Origin of the sequence: Clostridium sp. (assembly GCF_032576335.1) — a bacterium.
In the GTDB taxonomy this organism is placed as follows: Bacteria; Bacillota; Clostridia; order Oscillospirales; family Acutalibacteraceae; genus Faecalispora.
The window spans coordinates 19,219-38,043 of sequence record NZ_JAWFXC010000011.1 but is presented as its reverse complement, the minus strand read 5'-3'; the positions used below and the strand labels follow the sequence as shown (position 1 = coordinate 38,043).

Annotated in this window: 19 protein-coding genes; 5 read left to right on the top strand and 14 right to left on the bottom strand. The window is 44.5% G+C overall.

Features of this window, described 5'->3' with window-relative positions; all coding sequences use genetic code 11:
- Positions 1–63 precede the first annotated feature (63 nt).
- Positions 64–609, top strand: a complete 546-nt coding sequence (locus E7L17_RS12075; protein ID WP_316323410.1) for an NUDIX hydrolase — start codon at positions 64–66, stop codon at positions 607–609.
- A 99-nt stretch (positions 610–708) separates the two neighbouring features.
- Here the strand turns inward: E7L17_RS12075 and E7L17_RS12070 are convergent, their stop codons facing one another.
- The 14 genes from E7L17_RS12070 to dnaA form a co-directional block, all read right to left on the bottom strand.
- Positions 709–1,848, bottom strand: coding sequence for an aldo/keto reductase (locus E7L17_RS12070; RefSeq protein ID WP_316323409.1), 1,140 nt, complete (start codon positions 1,846–1,848; stop codon positions 709–711).
- A gap of 197 nt (positions 1,849–2,045) precedes the next feature.
- Positions 2,046–3,635 carry a D-aminoacylase gene (locus tag E7L17_RS12065; protein ID WP_316323408.1) on the bottom strand — a complete coding sequence of 530 codons (1,590 nt, stop codon included), beginning with the start codon at positions 3,633–3,635 and terminating at the stop codon, positions 2,046–2,048.
- 595 nt (positions 3,636–4,230) lie between these two features.
- The gene (locus tag E7L17_RS12060; RefSeq protein ID WP_316323407.1) at positions 4,231–4,650 is read right to left on the bottom strand and encodes a YjdF family protein; all 420 of its coding nucleotides are present in this window, start codon (positions 4,648–4,650) and stop codon (positions 4,231–4,233) included.
- Positions 4,651–4,884: 234 nt separating this feature from the next.
- The gene (gyrA, locus tag E7L17_RS12055) at positions 4,885–7,440 is read right to left on the bottom strand and encodes a DNA gyrase subunit A (protein WP_316323406.1); all 2,556 of its coding nucleotides are present in this window, start codon (positions 7,438–7,440) and stop codon (positions 4,885–4,887) included.
- Positions 7,441–8,001 (bottom strand): YcxB family protein, encoded by a 561-nt coding sequence (locus E7L17_RS12050; RefSeq protein WP_316323405.1) that lies wholly within the window; start codon positions 7,999–8,001, stop codon positions 7,441–7,443. It abuts the gene before it with no gap.
- The gene (locus E7L17_RS12045) at positions 7,998–8,576 is read right to left on the bottom strand and encodes a YcxB family protein (protein WP_316323404.1); all 579 of its coding nucleotides are present in this window, start codon (positions 8,574–8,576) and stop codon (positions 7,998–8,000) included. The genes E7L17_RS12050 and E7L17_RS12045 overlap by 4 nt, the downstream gene beginning before the upstream one ends.
- A gap of 49 nt (positions 8,577–8,625) precedes the next feature.
- Positions 8,626–9,264, bottom strand: coding sequence for a hypothetical protein (locus E7L17_RS12040; protein ID WP_316323403.1), 639 nt, complete (start codon positions 9,262–9,264; stop codon positions 8,626–8,628).
- A 59-nt stretch (positions 9,265–9,323) separates the two neighbouring features.
- The gene (gene gyrB, locus E7L17_RS12035; RefSeq protein ID WP_410470668.1) at positions 9,324–11,267 is read right to left on the bottom strand and encodes a DNA topoisomerase (ATP-hydrolyzing) subunit B; all 1,944 of its coding nucleotides are present in this window, start codon (positions 11,265–11,267) and stop codon (positions 9,324–9,326) included.
- Between the two features lie 138 nt (positions 11,268–11,405).
- Positions 11,406–11,726 carry a hypothetical protein gene (locus E7L17_RS12030; RefSeq protein WP_316323402.1) on the bottom strand — a complete coding sequence of 107 codons (321 nt, stop codon included), beginning with the start codon at positions 11,724–11,726 and terminating at the stop codon, positions 11,406–11,408.
- A 35-nt stretch (positions 11,727–11,761) separates the two neighbouring features.
- Positions 11,762–12,034 (bottom strand): extracellular matrix regulator RemB, encoded by a 273-nt coding sequence (gene remB, locus E7L17_RS12025; protein WP_316323401.1) that lies wholly within the window; start codon positions 12,032–12,034, stop codon positions 11,762–11,764.
- A gap of 11 nt (positions 12,035–12,045) precedes the next feature.
- Complete coding sequence (gene recF / locus E7L17_RS12020) at positions 12,046–13,149, bottom strand: DNA replication/repair protein RecF (protein WP_316323400.1); 1,104 nt, start codon at positions 13,147–13,149, stop codon at positions 12,046–12,048.
- Positions 13,146–13,358 (bottom strand): RNA-binding S4 domain-containing protein, encoded by a 213-nt coding sequence (locus E7L17_RS12015; RefSeq protein ID WP_316323399.1) that lies wholly within the window; start codon positions 13,356–13,358, stop codon positions 13,146–13,148. The genes recF and E7L17_RS12015 overlap by 4 nt, the downstream gene beginning before the upstream one ends.
- Positions 13,359–13,373: 15 nt before the next feature.
- Positions 13,374–14,480 (bottom strand): DNA polymerase III subunit beta, encoded by a 1,107-nt coding sequence (dnaN, locus tag E7L17_RS12010; protein ID WP_316323398.1) that lies wholly within the window; start codon positions 14,478–14,480, stop codon positions 13,374–13,376.
- A 339-nt stretch (positions 14,481–14,819) separates the two neighbouring features.
- On the bottom strand, positions 14,820–16,133 hold the full coding sequence (gene dnaA, locus E7L17_RS12005; RefSeq protein ID WP_410470667.1) for a chromosomal replication initiator protein DnaA: 1,314 nt from the start codon (positions 16,131–16,133) through the stop codon (positions 14,820–14,822).
- Between the two features lie 698 nt (positions 16,134–16,831).
- On the opposite strand from dnaA, the gene rpmH reads away from it, so the two are divergent.
- The 4 genes from rpmH (at position 16,832) to E7L17_RS11985 (ending at position 18,825) form a co-directional block, all read left to right on the top strand.
- Positions 16,832–16,966, top strand: coding sequence for a 50S ribosomal protein L34 (gene rpmH, locus E7L17_RS12000; protein ID WP_009064849.1), 135 nt, complete (start codon positions 16,832–16,834; stop codon positions 16,964–16,966).
- Between the two features lie 83 nt (positions 16,967–17,049).
- A complete protein-coding gene (gene rnpA / locus E7L17_RS11995) occupies positions 17,050–17,385 on the top strand; it encodes a ribonuclease P protein component (protein WP_316323396.1) in 336 nt (111 codons plus the stop codon).
- The gene (yidD, locus tag E7L17_RS11990; protein ID WP_316323395.1) at positions 17,382–17,639 is read left to right on the top strand and encodes a membrane protein insertion efficiency factor YidD; all 258 of its coding nucleotides are present in this window, start codon (positions 17,382–17,384) and stop codon (positions 17,637–17,639) included. The genes rnpA and yidD overlap by 4 nt, the downstream gene beginning before the upstream one ends.
- Positions 17,640–17,724: 85 nt before the next feature.
- Complete coding sequence (locus tag E7L17_RS11985; protein ID WP_316323394.1) at positions 17,725–18,825, top strand: YidC/Oxa1 family membrane protein insertase; 1,101 nt, start codon at positions 17,725–17,727, stop codon at positions 18,823–18,825.

Here is an 18,825-nt window from a genome sequence, read left to right as displayed (position 1 = left end):
TGCTATAATAATCAAGCTAAGAATCCACAAAAAGCACCGATTAGGTATGGAGGGATATCATTCATGAAGCTTACGGAAAAAACCTTACAACAAGATTATCGTTACCGTGGAAAAATCGTTAATTTGCGTATTGATGAGGCTCTGCTGGAGAATGGCAAAACTGCTTTGCGTGAAGTAGTGGAGCACCCCGGCGGTGTTTGTGTGGGTGCACTTACCGAGCAAAATGAGCTGCTGTTTGTGCGGCAATTCCGCTACCCGTATCAAGAAGTGGTAACGGAGCTCCCTGCAGGAAAACTGGAACGTGGGGAAGACCCTTTGGAAGCAGGAAAACGAGAGCTATTGGAGGAAACGGGAGTTATTGGAAAGGATTACCACTTCTTGGGGAATTTATTCCCGTCACCGGGTTACTGCGATGAAATTATTCGTCTTTTTTTCTGTCGGGTAGACACTGTAGGGGAGAGCCGACCGGATGAAGGTGAATTTTTAGAAGCAGAACACATTCCACTGGAACAGGCAGTGCAAATGGTACTGGAAAATAAGTTGCCGGATGCCAAAACCCAAACCATTATTTTAAAGATAGATGCATTGTTGCGTGCCGGTAAAATATAAAAAAGAGTTTTCCACGAGGGTCTTAATAATCGTGGAAAACTCTTTTGTTTTGTTCATGATTTATTATAGTTTCACTTCGATGACTTGTAAAAATCGCTCTTATGCTTGCTCAAACGTTTTGGCAACCTCACGCAACCAGTCGACGATTTCTATGTGCTGAGGACAGCTTTTTTCACATTTTCTGCATGCAATGCAATCGGAGGCTTTGCCAAAGTTTTTTATCATATTCGAATAATAAAGCCCGTTAATCGTCCAACGGTTGGGGTCACCGGTACGAATCTTCTCGCGATTATCCATGTTATACATTGAGAAGTACTTGGGAATCGCAATGTTTTTGGGACACCCTTTTACACAATACTCACAGGCGGTACAGGGAATTGCAATTGTTTCGTTAATATACTCTACAACCTCAAGCAAAAGCGCGCGCTGACTTTCGCTAAGCGACTCAAAATGCTGCATGTAACCGGTATTGTCTTGCACCTGATCCATGTTAGACATCCCGCTGAGCACCATCATCACACCGTCAAGCCCGGCGGCAAAACGAATCGCCCATGAGGGCAGTGACCATTCGGGCTGGTTTTCTTTTAAAAGCTTCTCTGCTTTTTCTGGTAGGGTTGCCAGCATACCACCCTTGACCGGCTCCATGATAAGAACCTGCTTGCCGTGCTTTCTCGCAACCTCCCAGCAGCGGCGAGACTGTATGCTATGGCTTTCCCAATCCAAATAATTAATTTGAAGCTGTACAAACTCCGTTTCCGGGTGCGCTGTCAATATTTCGTCCAGCAGCTCTGGTGTATCGTGAAAAGAGAAACCGATATGGTGTACTTTGCCTTCCTCTTTTTTCTGTTTTACAAACGAAAAGCTATCGAATCGTTTTACAGCCTCATAATTAGTAACGTTTAAATTATGTAAAAGATAGTAATCAAAAAACGAAACTCCGCATTTCTCCAACTGCTCTTCAAAGATTCGCTCCTGGTCACCCTCATTTTTCAGGAACATGGTTGGCAGCTTTGTGGTAAGCGTAAACGAGCTTCGGTCATGCCGTTTTACAAGTGCCTCTCGAACTGCAATCTCACTTTGGCCTGCATGGTACATATAAGCTGTATCAACATACGTAAAGCCTTTCTCTAAAAAAGCATCTACCATTTGACAGGTAGCGTCCATATCAATACTGGCCGGGTCATTTTGATCCTTCAGAGGTAAGCGCATCATTCCAAAACCTAGTTTTTTAGCAGCCATTGTAACAACCTCCCTTTTCACATCGTTTCTTATAAAAGAAATAAAATCCACTCTTTTATTATCTATGTATTTCATTTAGTATACAACATAAAGTATACTCTAAGTCAAGCTCTGTTCTTGCTATTTTACAGCAATTCGAAACGAGAGAAAAGTGCCACAGTAAAAATCACTGCGGCACTTACTGTTTTTTATTTTAATTACGTGTGAAAGAGCAATTCCCCTGTTCGGGATTTTGTCCGCACCCCATTCTGGATGGCAGGGACTCCACCCACAATCACATGATTGATTCCCTCCGGCTTTTGCAAAGGGTTAAAAAAAGTGCAGCAGTCCTTTACCGCCTCTTGATTAAACACCGTTAAATCTGCCACTTTGCCCGGTGCAATGGTGCCTCGGTCGGTAATTCCGAGTATAGCCGCAGGTAGACCTGTCATTTTATATACAGCATCTTCTATGGGCATAAGGTTATGTTCCCGCACCGTTTGCAAGAAGCGGGGGAAGGTGCCATAGCTGCGGGGGTGTATACTTTCCTCCATTATATGGGGATCGTAAGGGTAGTTTACACCGTCGCTGCCTACTGCTATTTCCATATTCTTCATTATATGGAGCATATCTGTTTGATTTAAACAAAAATAATTGCAGTTTACAGCACCTTGGCATTTTACCAAACAGCGGGTAACCGTCTCCTCAGGAGAACAATGCAACAATGAGGATAGCTCTGCTATGTTTTTGCCGCATGCCTCCGGCATTCGGTTCATAGTAGATACGATTACAACCGCTTCGGCTCCTCCGCGATTCTCCATTTCTGCTCGAATATCATTCAGAAGGCGTGGATCCGGCTCGTTTACACGCTCCAACAGCTTTTGCATTCCACCATCAAATGCCCATTTGGGGCACAGTGCCGTAAGGCTGGTAGAAGTAGCCGTATAGGGATATTGATCGCAAGTAATTTTGAGACCCTCTGCACGGGCATCTTCCAGCCTACTAAGTAGCTCTTCTGCCCGCCCCCACTGTGGTTTTCCCATCAACTTTAAATGAGAAAGCTGTAAATGGACACCCGATTGCCGGGCAATCTCCAGCATTTCATCTACCGCCTCAAAAATACGGGGGCCTTCGCTTCGCATATGTACCGACATTATTCCCTCATGCTGTTTTACTACTTTTGCCAAGGCGACTAACTCTGCTACCCCCGCAAAGCTGCTTGGTGGATAAATTAGCCCCAAAGATAAACCAAACGCCCCGCTTTGAAGCTCATGATGGAGTACCTGCTCCATTTTTTCCAGCTCCGCAGGTTCTGGGTCTCGCAGGTCAAAGCCCATTACACTACCGCGCAAGGTTCCATGGCCAATGAGCATTCCATAGTGGGAAGAGGGCGGTGTTTTTTTAATTCGTTTTGCTACATCGAGAATGGAGTCTTCTCGCAGCACTAGGCTTCCCATTGGTAATCCCAGTGTTTTCTGGTAGTATTGATTCACTTCTTCTCGGTGTGCAGAATTATTTGGAACGGTAGATATTCCGCAGTTTCCGGTAATCTCCAGTGTTACCCCTTGGAACAGCTTTGCCTGCGGCTCGTAGTCCTCTATAAGAGGGCTGGCGTCGGAGTGCGTGTGAATATCGATAAATCCGGGAGCAACGATTTGGCCTTTTGCATCAATCACCTGTTCTGCTTCTCCCTCAAACCGTTCACATACCTGACTAATGATTCCATTTTCAATACAAATATCTGCCTTTTGGGGTTTGGTACGCATACCATCCGCCAAGATCCCGTTTTTGATTACAAGGTCATACAATAAAAACCACTCTCCTTTCCTATCAGAACCGCTAATCCTAAGCTATTTTTTATACAATATTGTATCGTAAATAAAATAGAAAAAGACCCCAATCGTTACAAAAATACTTGCAACATATTTCGGGTCTTTCCTACTAAACCGGGGATCGGTCTTATGTATAAATCATAAACAAATTCATGATTTATTTGTGTGTGGTTGCCGTCCACCCAAAAAAAAGATATAGAAAGAGTGTGAAAATCTTTTACTCCGAATGGGCGGCAGAAGCGTGGAAAAAATTTTTTAAACAGAAGTCTTGCATATATTAATACCACAGTTAAAACTCCACGTCAATACATTATAATCAAATTCGTATGACACATTATCAAAACAGCTTAAAACTTCAAAAAAATACGCATTTTATATAAAAATATCATTTTATTTTGTCAGTGCCTGTTTATGTATTTTTTATGAATGAATTTTAGTTTAATACAACTTTCATTTTAATTAAAATAAAACTGTAAAAGAAAAGGTGTTTTATCACTAAAATCAATCATTTGATTTTGCATTTATACTTTTAAATTTATATTCGGTTGCTTCCAATAAAAAAACACAGGGGCTAATGGCCCCTGTGTTTTTCTTTTCGGTTTTTTTTATGAAGCTCATAACGGCGATATTTATCTTCTTCGCGTTGCTGTACCGAAACCACCCTGTGTTCCTTTTTTGTTTCTTCTTGCGCCTTTTTCAGTGCCTGCTGGGCTTTTGTACCGGCACCCGACTGGCAAACCTGCCGATGAATGGCTCTTTGCAAGCGTTTTGGGTTTTTTATTTTAGAAGAAATTGAATTTTCTCCAAGGGATGATCGAAACAAAAGACGATGATAATTTTTCAGTAAAAAATCATATACCTCATACTCTTTTGGTTCTGCCCCGAACGTAATTTTACAAACCTCATACACACGGCCACACTCACGTTCGTAAACCCCAACCCAAAACGGGGACTCAAAAAACACGGTTAGTTTGGAACAAATGGACTCCATTGTACACCCTCCTTAATAATTTGCCCTACAAAGAACGGACAACCAAGGAGGCAGGTTACTGACGGCTTTCGCCGCGCCCGGACTACCAACCGGACTGTGTTTTTATCTTTGCTTTTTTATTATATTACCAGTATAAACAAATGTCAAAACCGATAAAAATGCCCGCCCCGGCATTTCTGCCAAAAGCGGACATTCAAACATATCAAATCGAATTAAATTACGGCAAGTGTTTGTTTATTCTTCGTCGCCAGAAGCTTCTTCCTCTTCCGGAATTACTTCATCAGCAACGTCTTCTTCCACCAAATCTTCCGCGCTTTCAGCGGTACCGTCATCCTCAATTAAAGAATCGTCGGTTTCCTCTTCATCGTCGTGCGGGGCTCTTGCCAGAGTGACAACACGGTTTTCGATACCATCCACACGCATAACACGCACACCCTTGCTAGGGCGAGCACATACACGAATGGAAGCAGCATGAATTCGGATAATAACACCGTCGGAAGAAATGATGATGATATCATCCTCAGGGTCAACTACCTTAATGGAAGCAACATCGCCATATTTGGCAACATGATAGTTAAGCAAGCCCTTACCGCCGCGGGTTTGTGTGCGGTAATCGGTAATAGGAGAAAGACGCCCGTAGCCGGTTTCCGAAACAGTAAGAACCAAACCGCCCTCACGAATGGTGGAAAGGCCGGTAACGCAATCGCCTTCCTTGAGCGTGATGGCTTTTACACCGCGAGCAGTACGACCCATCGCTCTAACATCTGTTTCGCGGAAGCGAATTGCCATACCTTTTTTCGTTGCAACAAGCATTTCACTGCTGCCGTCGGTACGGCGTACCCAGCTCAGTGCATCGCCCTCGTCAAGATCAATGGCGATAACGCCGCCCTTACGTGCTGTATTGTAAGCACTGAGTGCGGTGCGTTTAATAATACCATTCTTCGTTGCCATTACGAGGTAGCTTTCTTCATCAAACTCCGGAACACGAAGCATAGAGGTTACACTTTCACCGGAAGACAGGGGAAGCAGATTTGCAATATTAATGCCCTTGCTGGTTCGAGAACCTTCCGGTACCTCATAGCATTTCAGGCGATAGACACGACCCAAATTCGAGAAGAACATCACATAGTCGTGGCTGTTGATGACAAACATTTCAGTTGCCACATCTTCTTCACGGCGTGTCATTCCAGACACACCACGGCCACCACGGCGCTGGATGTGGTAGGTATCTACCTTTTGGCGCTTCACATAGCCAAAATTGGTCATGGTGAGAACGCACTCCTCCTGCGGAATGAGGTCTTCAATATCCACTTCACCACTGACGGTTGCAATCTCAGTGCGTCGTTCGTCACCAAACTCTGCCTTCACTGCCAATGCTTCTTCCTTAATGATGGAAAGCTGGCGGGGAACATTGGAGAGAATATCCTCCAAATCGGCAATTTTAAGCATCAATGCGGCAAGCTCATCCTCCAGTTTCTGTCGTTCCAAACCGGTCAAACGACCCAAGGGCATCTGCACAATGGCCTGCGTTTGAATATCATCCAACTCAAAACGTTCCGTCAGGCGTTCTTTTGCCATCGGGATGGATTTCGAGCTGCGAATGATAGAAATAACCTCATCAATGTGGTCAATTGCAATTTGCAGGCCGCGTAAAATATGAGCACGTTCCTGTGCTTTGCGCAGCTCAAACTGAGTACGGCGAACAATAACGCTTTCCTGAAAGCGAATGTATTCCTGCAAAATGTCTTTGAGTGTTAATGTTTTCGGCTCGCCATCTACAATGGCAATCATAATTACACCAAAGGTTGTTTGCATTTGGGTATAGGTATACAGGTGATTGAGCACAATTTGAGGAGACGCATCGCGCTTAACGTCAATGACAACGTGCATGCCATTTCTGTCGGAGTGATCTTCAATATTAGAGATACCCTCAATGCGTTTATCCTTTACCAGCTCAGCAATGTTTTCAATCAAACGAGCCTTATTTACCTGGTAGGGCAATTCCGATACGATGATTTTAAAGCGGCCGTTCTTTTCCTCTTCAATTTCGGCGCGGGCGCGCACAATGACACGGCCGCGGCCGGTGCCATAAGCAGCACGAATTCCACTGCGGCCCATGATGATGCCGCCGGTGGGGAAGTCTGGCCCCTTAATGTGCTCCATGAGCTCTTCCATGGTTGCTTCGGGATTATCAATCAGCAAACAAAGGCCGTCGATTACCTCCCGCATATTATGAGGCGGAATATTGGTAGCCATACCAACGGCAATACCAGTAGAACCATTCACCAAAATATTGGGGAATCGAACCGGTAGAACCACAGGCTCTTTTAAGCGGTCATCGTAGTTCGGCCGAAAATCAACCGTGTCTTTTTCAATGTCGTTCAGCATGCGAACCGCAGGCTTACCAAGGCGCGCCTCCGTATAACGGTAAGCAGCAGGCGGGTCACCGTCTACCGAACCGAAGTTACCGTGGCCGTCCACCAGCATATATCGCATAGAAAAGTTCTGTGCCAAACGCACCAAAGCGTCGTAAACTGACGCATCACCATGCGGATGGTACCGAGCCAGCACGGCGCCGACTGTATCTGCGCACTTACGGTATCCCTTTTCTGGCGACAGGCCATTTTCAAACATGGTATACAAAATTCTTCTGTGTACCGGTTTGAGGCCGTCGCGTACATCGGGCAGAGCACGCGATATAATTACCGACATGGAATAATCCAGAAAGGACTGTTTCATCTCTTTTTCCAGGTCAACATTAATTACCCGGTTTATTTGCATTTCCTCCATTTATCGGACACCTTCCCGCTTGTAATTTTCATTCTGTTTTAATAGCTCCCGTACCTTCACCAGGTCCCAGGGGGGCAGCGCCCGCTTGGGCAGAACCCAAAGCTCATTTTGTCCTGTATATAGTAAAAATACCTTCGCATCCTCATAGACCATGTAAAGATAGTTGTAAGGCAGTTTTGCGCGATACCGGTCTGTTTGAATGGATATGGTTTCTTCGTCAAATAGCATGGTTTGCGCCAGCATGCGTTCTCCGTGCGTATCGTAGTACCGCTGCGCCTGGTAGCGAACAAGTGCAGGCTGCCAGCTGTCTAAGGCAAAGCCAATAACAGTACCCAGCAGTACAATTGAGGTAGAAAGGAAACGGCTATAAGTATTTGTTGCAAAAAAGATGCGTGTTACAATGCCTGCAACTACCAACAAAAATCCGCTCCAACGTAAAATGGTACCTTCTGCTGTTCGGTATGTGGCACGCGCCGCAGCATGCCTGCTGTTTACATAATCCTCTCGTGTCATTAAAAAGCTAACCACTACCTGGTGGCTGCTTTGCTCCCGTGGGGTCATTGAAACCTCCCGCCGTTTTCCAAACGACAACGCCCAGCAAATGTACTACGCAGGTGAGCGCTCAGGATTTTCTCCTCTTCTGGGGTAAGAGGACTCTTTTTTAAGATGAGAAGGGGCCGCGACATGCCACCCCAGAGCACATAATAGTGCTGCCCTTCAACGCAACCAGAAAAGTCCGTCCAGTATTCACTTAAGGTTTCTACTTCATTTTCAAGCTCTATTCCACTTTTGTAAACCGTAATTTTACTGGGAAGCCGTAGAATTCTGCTATTGCAAAATTGCAGTACCGCACTGTGCAAGCGTCGCCTGGGCTGTTCCCTCCAGAAGAAAAGCGCGAGTGCCAAAAAGAAAACAACGGCACATGCTGGTACAAATCCCGTAGCAAACCGGGACAAATACCAGGGAATAGTAGAGGCAGTCAGCACGGCAGCACAAATACAAATGCCAGCCCGTACCCAAAAGCGACGAAAAGGAAACAATGTGTTTTCGTACATGAGAGCGGATTGTGCGTAGTCTTCCGCACTTAGCTGCTGCTGAAAGCTTAGAATTGGCACTTCTCGAGATAACTCCGCCATATTCACTGCCTCCTTTCCGGTCGCCCAACCAATTTTTTAATGATACGCATTATTCATACTTTTGTGTTCCTGCCATAAGAATTGCCAGCACGTCTGCACGAATGGCGGGTTCAATGCTCCTCTGCGGAATCACCAATCCCCGGTTCTCGTTTTTATGCAGCAATATCAGTTGAGGGGTCATATCCATTTTTGCTGTGTTATTGAGTGGAAGAGTCCAGTGGTTATCGCCAACTTCCACTTCAATCTCGTCTGGGTAAACCGCTACGTTAATTTCTTCTCCCGTAGCGAGCTGCTTTGCTAGACCCTTCATTCGCAAAATAGGAGAAATCCATAAAAACAAGCCAAAAAGTGCACTCAGTATTGCAACACGGAATAATTGGCCTGAATTACCCAACATAAGGCCAAACACCACACAAACAATTGTAATGCCGCCCAGCAGAACCAACCACAAAATGTGTTTTTTATATGCAGGACTGCGTTTATTCTCACGCCGGAATGCTTCGTAAAATTCTTCTTGCCGAAGAACATAGGAAAAACGCACCCCTGTTTGCTGCTCTTCGTACACAGCTGCATCCTCATCCGCTACTAAATTGAGAGTTTGTGAACGGCTCTGCTGCGGAGGTTCCGCAGGCTCGCCCTGCTCAGCTTGCTCCATACAATTCTCTTGTGTTTGCTGATTGTCATTCATCCCTGAATTTCCTCCCGAATTTTATTAGGCAGCCACCCAAAGCACCGGGTTTTTGCCGATTAAATATCCAGATTTGTAACGTATCTGGCGTTTTGCTCAATAAATAGTCTGCGGGGTTCCACCTTATCTCCCATCAGAATGGTAAAGGTTTCGTCTGCTGCTGCTGCATCCTCCATTTCAACACGGAGCATTGTGCGAGTATCTGGATTCATGGTTGTTTCCCAAAGCTGATCCGCATCCATTTCACCAAGACCTTTATAGCGCTGAATATCGTAATTGGTTCCGCTCATCTCAGCCATTATGGCATCTCGCTGCTTATCAGAATACGCATAACGGTGGTTTTTGCCCCGAGTTACACGATAAAGCGGCGGTTGTGCCAAATAGATATGCCCTTGTTCCACCAACGGCTTCATAAAACGGAAGAAAAATGTGAGCAGCAGCGTACGAATATGCGAACCGTCGACGTCCGCATCCGCCATAATAATGATTTTGCCATAGCGCAGCTTGCTTAAATCAAATTCTTCACCCAAACCGCACCCGAGTGCCGTTACAACTGGCATCAGCTTTTCATTGCCATAAACCTTATCTAGTCTTGCTTTTTCAACGTTGAGCATTTTGCCCCAAAGCGGTAGAATTGCTTGGAATTTACGGTCACGTCCACCCTTGGCAGAGCCTCCTGCAGAGTCTCCCTCAACAATGTAAATTTCAGTTTCTTCCGGATTACGTGATTGACAGTCCGCAAGCTTACCGGGAAGAGCGGCAGATTCCAATGCCGACTTACGACGAACTAATTCTCTTGCCTTTTTTGCAGCCTCACGTGCTCTTGCTGCGGAAAGTGCCTTATCAAAAATTGCTCGAGCAATGGTTGGGTTTTCTTCCAAATACGTCATCAGCTTATCGCCAACCATCTGCGAAACTAAGCCAGCAACTTCTGTATTACCAAGGCGCGCTTTTGTTTGCCCTTCAAACTGTGCTTCCTTCAGTTTTACACTAATAATCACAGTCAGGCCTTCGCGAACATCCTCACCGGAGAGATTCTTATCGTTTTCTTTCAGGATATTATACTTTCTAGCGTAATCGTTCATAATTCTGGTTAAGGCTCGCTTAAATCCGTCCTCATGCGTACCGCCGTCTGTCGTGTGTATGTTATTTGCAAAAGACAACATCAGCTCATTGTAGCTGCTGTTATACTGCATTGCTACTTCAGCCGTTGCATTGTCATCTGCTGCGACTGCATCAAAGTAAATTACCTCGTTGTGAATCACTTCAAGAGAACGTTTTTTATTGAGATATTCGACAAAGCTGCGAATACCGCCCTCATACTGGTACACATTGTGAATGATATGGTCGGGATTACGATCATCGTCTAGTTCAATGTGAACACCCGCATTTAAAAAAGCCTGTTCTCTCAAACGATTTTGCAGAATATCGTATTCATAATTGGTGCTTTCCTGAAAAATCTCAGGGTCCGCCTGAAAACGCACGATAGTACCAGTATGGTCACTATCACCGGTTCTTACAAGCTCGGTAACGGCTATGCCGCGCTCAAAGCGCTGGCAGTATACACCTTCTTCTGTATATACTTCTACCTCGAGCCATTCGGAAAGAGCATTTACAACAGAGGCACCAACACCATGCAGACCACCGGATACCTTATAGCCGCCGCCGCCGAATTTACCACCGGCATGCAGAATGGTAAACACAACGGTAACTGCTGGAATCCCTGTTTTGTGCTGAATACCAACTGGAATACCACGGCCATTATCTTCTACACTAATAATGTTCCCCGGTAAAATTTTCACCACAATACGGTCGCAAAAGCCTGCCAGCGTTTCATCGATGGCATTATCGACTATTTCGTATACCAAGTGGTGCAGCCCGCGTGGTCCGGTTGAGCCAATGTACATTCCGGGGCGCTTACGTACCGCCTCGAGGCCTTCCAAAACCTGTATTTGATTTTCATCGTAATTCTGATCGGTTTGAGTCATTTCGCTAAACTCCAAGTAGAACCCTCCTATATATCAACAATTTGTTATCATTAAAGACGTCTGAAGGAATTATTTTGATCTGGCCCAGGACCGGGTCGGTTACCCGGCGCATTAGGCGGAAGATTACCAGCCCTGGGTGGGGCAGATGGCCGCTTACGTGTACCTGGTTTTCTCAACCGGACAAGGAATGGCGCGGAAAGAAAAAACAATAGATAAGGCAGAGCCATAAGCAAAACCCCATAAAACGGCATGCCTCCTGTTATAAACCGAAGTATCAAAAAAACCACAACTGAAATAATAACTGCAACAGAACCAAACATAGGTGCTGCGGTACTTAAAAATACTCCGGAAAAACCGCCGCAATTGGGGCAGCGATATTCTCCCTCCTGCTTTAAAAACCAAGCTCTCACATAACCGACCTTTTGCCCGCAATGTGGGCACACCGGTAATTGTAGCTTCATCGCCTTTTGCCATTCCTTTCCTGTTTTCTTCCTTTGTTCGGCCTTTCGTTACACATTTGAAAGGTTCGCCATAAACCTGCTTCGTTTGAGCAGTGTAGTGGAAGAAATCTGCGAAATATACACCGTTACTAGCTTTGCTTTATCGCAGCAAAGCACAAAGGATTTCGGCATCTCCATACTTACATTGACTACTCTGCCTTCTTTTTCTGCTTTCGCAAGGTATTCTCTCGTATATTTTGAAATTGTGGAATTCTCCAAATCAAAAATTCCGATGATATCTTTTGTTTGTATTACAGTGTCCTGCCCAAGGTGTAGGTACATAAAACACATCCTTACTGCTGCACGGACAACTGTCCCTGCTCCATCTCAAATCTTCCGCCACCGGAATAACGGGCCGCTATTTCGGGGTCACAGCATGTTAAAAATACCTGCTTTTCTCCCAACTGATTTAATAAAAAATCTTGCCGCCCAGAGTCCAGTTCACTGAGCACATCATCCAGTAAAATCACCGGTGCCTCACCAGAAACAGATTGCAAAACCTCTGCTTCTGCCAGTTTTAACGCCAATACACAGGAGCGCTGCTGGCCTTGTGACCCAAAGCTCCTCGCCAGCCTTTCATTCACTTGTATCTCAAGGTCATCACGATGAGGGCCAACCGTTGTAAACCCTGCGGAAATATCTTCTTTTCGGTTGCTGCCAAGCAGCCGAAAGAGATGTTCTCGCCACTGGTCTTCACTGATTGGCTGTTCCCCATTTACCGTTCGGTAACGAATAGAAAATTGTTCTTTTGCGCCTGAAATTCCCTCGTAAAATGCTTGGGCCGGCTGAGACAACAAGCGAATGTACTCGCCACGCTCCATAATGATTCTTGCTCCTCGCTGGGCAAGTTTTTCATCCCAAATTTCAAGGGTATCAAGCAGCTCGCCATGGCGGGGAATATCTTTAAGCAGTGCATTTCTCTGCTGGAGTACACGATTGTATTGAAATAATAACTTTGTATAAACCGGCCGAAGCTGGCAGAGAGCGCCATCCAAAAAGGAGCGACGTAAGGCAGGACCATCCTTTACCAGAGAAAGATGCTCTGGTGAAAAAACTACTGCTCTACATTTTCCAACTAGCTCCATCACCCCGCCGTAATCCACGCCATTAATGGATGCAGACCGTTTTTTGTTTTGAATAGTAAGAACCGCTTTTTGTTCCCGTTCCTCACTAAAAAAAGAAAGGGAAAGCTTTGCTGTCTCCTGCCCAAAGGCAATGAGCTCATGGTCGCGAGAACCGCGGAACGAACGGCCTCCCGTAAATAACCACAAGGCTTCCAGCAGATTTGTTTTTCCCTGTGCGTTCTGGCCAAAAATTACATTCATGTGCGAATCGGGAAGAAATTCTCCTTCACACAAATTGCGGTAGTTTAAAAATGATAGCCTGCTTACAATCACAGGTTTTTCACCTCGTATAGCTTGCCCTGAAATTCGGCACGGTCGCCTCCACGCATTTTTTTGCCGCGCATGGTGCAAATTTCACCGTTCACTAAAACCTCACCATTTTGCACTGCAAATTTTGCGTGCCCACCGGTTTCTACTGCACCAGCCAATTTAAGCAGTGCATCCAGCCGAATAAACTCTGTATCAATTGAAATGATTTCCATAGAGCCTCCTAATTATCAAACACCGCTTTTTAGGCGTACGGGCAGTACCAAAAATAAGAAACTGCTGCCATCTTTCGGAACGACCTTCATGGGGCTCAAAGCACCGCTAAGTTGAATTTTGACTTCATCGCACTCTGTATTGCGAAGCGCATCCAACAAATACCGGTTATTAAAACCCATTTCAAGAGTACCGCCGGTTCCCTGTGCATCCAGCTCATCATTTGCACGGCCGATTGCCGTGGAGCAGGATAACTGAATGCGATTTTCATCAAACACACAGCGAAGCGGACTTTTTAGGCGATCTGTAATTAAAAGAGAGACACGCTCTACACTGTCGATAAACGCTCTAGTTTTCACTAAAATTTCGGTTGTATGGGAAGCCGGAATTGCGGCATTATAATCAAGAAAATCACCCTCGAGAAGCCGTGAAATTAACGTATAGCGGCCAATTTGGAACAAAATATGCCGGCGGCCAATCGAGAGATTCAGGCTTTCTTCATTTTCTGGAAGAAGCTTTAATACCTCAGAAAGTGTTTTACCCGGTACAACGAAGCTGGTTTCTTGACTGCATGCAATGGGTTCATCACGAACAGCAAGGCGATAACCATCTACGGATATGAGACGGATTTTATTTTCACTCAGTTCAAACAATGTTCCGGTATGTACCGGTTTCATATCACTTTCCGATACTGCAAACAAGGTTTGACGGATCATACTTTTTAAAATTCCGTTCGGTACTTCAATTGAGGTTTCACTGGAAACGGAAGGCAACTCTGGGTATTCCTCGGATGGAATCCCCGCAATCGAGAATTCACTGGCGCCACTTACAATGGATGCTACATTCTTTTCATCTACCGAAAGAGAAACATCGTCACCCGGCAAACGGCGAACAATATCACCAAATAAGCGTGCGGAAAGCACCACACTGCCGGTTTGTTCAATTCTGGCGGAAAGGGTAGTTGTCATCCCCAGCTCCAAATCGTAGCCACACAGGAATAAGTCGGTACCTTTTGTTTGTATTAAAATTCCTTCCAATGCCGGTATGGAGGATTTTGAGGAAACTGCACGCTGAATATTCAACACTGCTTCCACCAATTCCTTGCGGTCACATATTATCTTCATAGTTCTTACCACCTTACGTTATTTAGAGTAGAAAGGATAGTTATGATTTAGCGGTAGTAGTAGGGGATACTGAAAAGTTGAAAACTGGTGAAAAGTGAGCAACACCAAGGGATAAATACAATTTTGTTTTCCAGAACCCACTGTGGAGTATTTGTTGAGAGTATGGAGTGAATTTTCGAGTTTTAACACACTGTTGAAAACTCTGTGGGGAATGTTGAAAAGAAGTTTATAATATTTCACACAGAAAAAAGGGTTTTCCCCTTAATTTGTGGAAAAGTGGAGAATGCCTCCACTTTTCAGTTTATACTATTTGTAATAATACAGACAGTAATCACACGCTTACCGGTCTCGTATGTTTTTAATAATGTCTTGAACGGTATCACGTGTCTTCGGGTCGCGGCCAATATTCTTTTCTACCTGCTGAATCGCGTACACGACAGTAGAGTGGTCACGCCCCCCAAAAGCCTCACCAATGGAGGTCATGGGAAGCTGGGTGATTTCACGTACCACATACATGGCAATTTGGCGTGCGGAAGAAATATTAGCAGAGCGCTTGGGGGAACGAATGTCCTCGGGGGAGGTGCCAAACGTACGAGCTACTTCTTCAATAATCTTCTCAATCGTCATAGGTGCGGGTTGGTGATTATTAATAATGTCGCTGATTGCAGCTTGTGCCGTAGCAATACTGAGCGACTCGCCAGCAAGCAGGTAATAAGCTTTCATTTTCTTTACGGCGCCTTCGAGCTGCCGTATATTATTTTTTAGGCGGTTTGCAATATATTCTGCCACATTATCAGGCAAATCAATTTCGAGAAGCTCGGCTTTACGCTTGATAATCGCAATGCGCGTTTCAAAATCCGGCGGCTGCACGTCAGCCGTCAGGCCCCACTCAAAGCGGGTTAAGAGCCGCTCTTCCAGTGTGGCAATATCCTTCGGTGGGCGGTCAGACGTTAAAACAATCTGCTTTTTCGCTTCATATAAGGTATTAAAGGTGTGGAAGAACTCCTCCTGCGTCGAATCCTTACCCGCAATAAACTGAATATCATCCACGAGTAGGATGTCCGCTTTACGGTAGCGCTGATGAAACTCTACTGTTGTACCACGGCGAATGGCTTCGATCAGCTCATTGGTAAATTCGTCCCCTTTAATATAGATAATGTTCATTTGAGGGTACGTTTTTGAAATTTCATTGCAAATGGCGTACAAAAGGTGCGTCTTGCCAAGCCCTGAATTTCCATAAATGAAAAGAGGGTTGTACAACACGGCAGGTTTTGTTGCCACCGCCATAGAGGCTGCGTGTGCAAATTTGTTCGAAGACCCTACAATAAATGTATCGAAGGTGTATTCGTAGTCGTCTTTCGAAAGAGGTACGGCGTCAGGCTTTTTATTCTGCACCAGCTGTTCGGGTGTACAGAGCTGAATTTGAATGCCTTCGCCGAAGATTTCGTTGAATGCTTCCTGAAGAAGAGAAGTGTAGCACCGGGTCAACGTTTGAAGGTGGAATTCATTCGGAACCTCCAGTACGGCAATTCCCTTGTTAAAATCCAGGCTGACAGGACGGATCCGGTGGATCCAGGTGGTGTAGGCCACCTCTGTGATGCGGGCTTTGCAAAAATCGCAAACAAGGCCCCAAGCTTCGGTAAAGGATTCCATAAAAACAATCATACCTTTCGGTGAGATAAAAAATAAAGAAAAAACCGAGCTGTTGCCGGAGCGTTCCAGCAAACACAACGTGCATAAAGCAAACTCGGTTCTACACGGATAATTAACATAATAATAGCATAAAGAAGAAAAATTTTCAAATGCTTTTCAACATCTTATAAACAGGAGTGTGAAAAACTATTGAAAGCACGCCTGAGTTTTTCACGGAGCAATCAAAACAATGTTGAAAATTAGCATATATTTATAATATTTAAATGTTGATAACATTATTGGAATAAAAACACGGAATTTCCATGTTGCAGTAAAGCAGAAGCACAATCGTTAAGGTGAATTGATTTTTTAAAGAGATACTTCTAAATTGTTTTATGCTATAATTCAAAGAGGGACATAAAATTTAAATATATAATGGAAAGAAATTTTTTAAAATAGAAAAAACTTGACCTTTTCATAAAGCGTATTTAAAGATTCTTTCATGAAAACAGGACAAGTTTATTAAATATTTTTTATTTTTGGACAAAAATACAGAAAGACAGAAAAAACATGTTTTACCAGCTTTCTTTTTGTGTAGTTGTATGGTATGATAAAACAAAAGCAAAATCGGGCGGATTTGTATTTTTTTATTGACAGTTTGCCTGTGATTAGGCTATAATGCTAAATTGCAAGGTTTGTACCCGAAAGGAGGGTTTTTCATGCTGAGAACTTATCAGCCTAAGAAGCTCCATAGAAAAAAAGAGCATGGGTTCAGAAAGAGAATGTCCGATAGAAACGGCCGCAAAGTTTTGGCGCGCCGCAGGGCCAAGGGAAGAGCGCGTTTGTCTTACTGAAGCTTTGAAAGGGCCACCGCAGTGTGGCCTTTCTTTGTTTTGTTTTTCAAATGGGCCAGATATGGGGAGGTTAAAGTTTCACAATGAGCGAAATAGTTTCAGTTTGTGAAAATGGCAGCTTTCGCCGTGCGTATGCAAAAGGAAAGTCCTTTGTCTCGCCAATTCTGGTAACGTATGTAATGAAAAACCGCGCGCGTCGCATACGTGTGGGAATTACCACCAGTAAAAAGACGGGTATTGCGGTAAAACGCAATCGATCCCGTCGCATTATTCGCGAAGCGGCTCGGCAGATAATGCCGGAGCTTACCGGCGGATATGACTTGATTTTTGTAGCGCGGGCAAAAACACCGTTTGTAAAAAGTACAGACATCCTATGTGATATGCGAAAGCATTTAACGCAGGCCGGTGTTTTAAAATGAGACGCATCATGATTTTAATGATACGGGGGTACCAAAAATGGGTTTCCCCGTTAAAGCGGCACCCAAGCTGCCGTTTTGTTCCTACCTGTAGCAGCTACGCTATTGTAGCGATTGAACGATTTGGCGCAGTTCAAGGAATTTTAATGGCGATTTGGCGAATTCTTCGCTGCAACCCGTTTCACCCGGGAGGGTATGACCCCGTACCGGAGCGGGGAGAAAGCCTGTTAGGCAGGCTCTTAAAAAATAGAAAGTAACGGCGTTTTATAAAATTGCGCTGTTTTCTATAAAATCTGGTATGGAAGAGCGATTCCGTAATATTTGAAACAGAGAGGTTTTTATATGGCAGGAATAGGCAATTTTTTCGGCAGTTTTCTAGGATATCTGCTGTGGGTTTTTTATCAGATCTTTAAGAATTACGGCGTAGCGATTATTATATTTACCATTGTATTGAAAATTGTTATGTTCCCGTTTTCCATCAAGCAGCAAAAATCGATGGCGGCGAACTCGAAGTTATCTGTAAAACAGAAAGAGCTGCAAAAAAAATACGGCAATGACCGTATTAAAATGAATGAAGAAATGCAGAAGCTGTATGAAAAAGAGGGGTACAACCCTGCCAGCGGCTGCCTGCCAATGTTGATTCCGTTTCCGATTATGATCGGTCTGTATTATACGGTGGTTAATCCTCTCTCCAATGCTTTGCACCTTGGAAAAGCAGCAGTAGCACAGGCAGTAGCGGTGCTGCAGTCGGTTCCTGGCATTAGCGGATCATTTACTTACCAAAACGGCTTTTACAATGAGATGGAAATTGTTCGTCATTTTACAGAGCTTCGTCCTTATTTGACAATGTTTAACGATGATGAGATTGCAAAAATTCAGTCACTCAGCTCTGGCTTTAATTTCTTGGGGCTGAATCTGTTAGGAACTCCTTCCGATGTTACAGTTTCCAGCTTTTTCGGTAAATTTGTTTCAATGTTCCAAACCAACTTGTGGTTGATCCCGGTACTTTGCCTTGCATCATCGATAATTACTCAGATTATTACCATGCGTTTGCAGCCCGGTATGCAGCAGCAGCAGGGTGCAATGAAGATGATGTTGTATATTTTACCCGCTATTACAGCCGTATTTGCCATGTCTGTTCCTGCGGCAGTCGGTTTTTATTGGATTATATCTACCATTACCGCACTGATTCAGGTGCTTTTGGTTCATGCATTTTTCAGCCCCGCATCTCTTACTGCAAAGGCAGAGGCACAGCGAATTGCGCTGTTGGAGATGGAAGAAGCGGCAATGGAGCCGCAGCCGGCTCACCTACGCCAGCGTACAGCAGAAAAATTTGCTGCTACAGATAGTAAAAAGGAAGATACATCAGCAAAAAAAGAACAGAAAAAGAAAAGCGGAAAATCCATAGGTGGCCAAGATAGCTACCTAGGGAAGAAAAAATAG

Bases quoted from the DNA above. Each gene is read 5' to 3' on its own strand.
- E7L17_RS12075 (WP_316323410.1), top strand. From the start codon at position 64: ATGAAGCTTACGGAAAAAACCTTACAACAAGATTATCGTTACCGTGGA.
- E7L17_RS12050 (WP_316323405.1), bottom strand. From the start codon at position 8,001: ATGACCCCACGGGAGCAAAGCAGCCACCAGGTAGTGGTTAGCTTTTTA.
- dnaA (WP_410470667.1), bottom strand. From the start codon at position 16,133: ATGGAATCCTTTACCGAAGCTTGGGGCCTTGTTTGCGATTTTTGCAAA.
- rpmH (WP_009064849.1), top strand. From the start codon at position 16,832: ATGCTGAGAACTTATCAGCCTAAGAAGCTCCATAGAAAAAAAGAGCAT.
- E7L17_RS12060 (WP_316323407.1), bottom strand. From the start codon at position 4,650: ATGGAGTCCATTTGTTCCAAACTAACCGTGTTTTTTGAGTCCCCGTTT.
- E7L17_RS12015 (WP_316323399.1), bottom strand. From the start codon at position 13,358: ATGGAAATCATTTCAATTGATACAGAGTTTATTCGGCTGGATGCACTG.
- remB (WP_316323401.1), bottom strand. From the start codon at position 12,034: ATGTACCTACACCTTGGGCAGGACACTGTAATACAAACAAAAGATATC.
- E7L17_RS12045 (WP_316323404.1), bottom strand. From the start codon at position 8,576: ATGGCGGAGTTATCTCGAGAAGTGCCAATTCTAAGCTTTCAGCAGCAG.
- yidD (WP_316323395.1), top strand. From the start codon at position 17,382: ATGAGACGCATCATGATTTTAATGATACGGGGGTACCAAAAATGGGTT.
- E7L17_RS12040 (WP_316323403.1), bottom strand. From the start codon at position 9,264: ATGAATGACAATCAGCAAACACAAGAGAATTGTATGGAGCAAGCTGAG.
- dnaN (WP_316323398.1), bottom strand. From the start codon at position 14,480: ATGAAGATAATATGTGACCGCAAGGAATTGGTGGAAGCAGTGTTGAAT.
- gyrA (WP_316323406.1), bottom strand. From the start codon at position 7,440: ATGGAGGAAATGCAAATAAACCGGGTAATTAATGTTGACCTGGAAAAA.
- rnpA (WP_316323396.1), top strand. From the start codon at position 17,050: ATGAGCGAAATAGTTTCAGTTTGTGAAAATGGCAGCTTTCGCCGTGCG.
- E7L17_RS11985 (WP_316323394.1), top strand. From the start codon at position 17,725: ATGGCAGGAATAGGCAATTTTTTCGGCAGTTTTCTAGGATATCTGCTG.
- E7L17_RS12030 (WP_316323402.1), bottom strand. From the start codon at position 11,726: ATGGCAAAAGGCGATGAAGCTACAATTACCGGTGTGCCCACATTGCGG.
- E7L17_RS12070 (WP_316323409.1), bottom strand. From the start codon at position 1,848: ATGGCTGCTAAAAAACTAGGTTTTGGAATGATGCGCTTACCTCTGAAG.